The organism is Janibacter anophelis NBRC 107843 (assembly GCF_001570945.1).
GTDB classification, from domain to species: domain Bacteria; phylum Actinomycetota; class Actinomycetes; order Actinomycetales; family Dermatophilaceae; genus Janibacter; species Janibacter anophelis.
This window is the reverse complement of record NZ_BCSQ01000117.1, coordinates 1-1006: the sequence shown is the minus strand read 5'-3', so window position 1 is coordinate 1006 and position 1006 is coordinate 1. Positions and strand designations below refer to the sequence as shown.

General features: G+C 63.2%; 3 protein-coding genes. All 3 read right to left on the bottom strand.

The genetic code is table 11. The annotated features are described in order from the left end of the window. The coding region (locus tag JAN01S_RS17020) for a hypothetical protein (RefSeq protein ID WP_157075823.1) at nt 1–207 on the bottom strand (207 nt) is incomplete at its 3' end. 27 nt (nt 208–234) lie between these two features. Continuing rightward, entirely contained in the window at nt 235–462 is a 228-nt protein-coding gene (locus JAN01S_RS17450; RefSeq protein WP_157075822.1) for a hypothetical protein, read from the bottom strand. Then, nucleotides 450–1006, bottom strand: a 557-nt coding sequence (locus tag JAN01S_RS17285; RefSeq protein ID WP_169797259.1) for a hypothetical protein, incomplete at its 5' end; no start/stop codon positions are given. The genes JAN01S_RS17450 and JAN01S_RS17285, both read right to left, overlap by 13 nt.

Sequence of the window (1006 nt, the reverse complement as noted above, 5' to 3'; positions counted from 1 at the left end):
CCCGACCTCCGGCGCACCCATCGTGATCTGGTCGATGGCGTACTCACGCACCTCGGCAACCGTCACCGCAGGAGCCCCAGCCGCAGCAGGCTCCCCCGGCTCAGGCGCGACCTCCGGCAACGCGGCAACACACTCGATCGACAACGCATCACGATTGGGACCACGCAAACAGTTCTCGAGCATCTCGTTGTACCGCTCGCGCGTCACCGTCCACCTTGACGGGGCTTTGGATTGTCAACCAGCGGGACGGTCCACTACCGGACGCGTGCGCGGCGTCTCAGTTGGTGCGGTGGAAGTCGTTGCCGTTGGTTCCGGGCAATCCTCGGCCTCGACCACGAAATCCTCGTGGTCTTCCGTCACCGAGGTTCCGCATCCGCTCGCGACCTGCGTCGCTCCAGTCGCCGCAACGGCGGGAACCACCAACAGTGCCGTCGCGATGGTCGTGATCGTCAGTTGGCGCATGGTGATTCCGCCACTTCCTTGCCCGTCAGACGCTTCGCGTTGTCCAGGAGCCACGACGCACCGTCGTCCGGGGTGCTGTAACGGTCGAGGAATACGTTGTCTCGAGGCCCCTTTGGGAGCAACTTGTCAGGGTTGCTCGGGTCCAACGTCACGTCCTTACCGTTGAGGTACGCCCGCACTGTGGTGCTGCTGCAGTTGTACACCGACACGTACCAGCCACCGGGTGCATCCGGCTCAGACTTCGCCAGGTGAAGTGAGTCGGTCGTCACCTTCCCCTTCAGCACAACCCCCTTCTCCTTGTACTCAGTTCTGTTGTCGTTGTACGACTTGCGAAAGGCGTCAGTCGCCCAATCAACGTCCTCGGCGATCATCGCGTTCGGATCAAGCCCGTGGAATTCAGTGTTCGCCTTCTTGACCTCACCCATGATGTGGGCCTCGTCGTAGGTCGGCTCCGACGTCGTGCTCGACGCGCTGCTGCTCGAGGCACTCGTGGTGGTGTCGGTGCCTTCGCTCTCGCCGCCGCAGCCAGCCAATGCCACCAGGG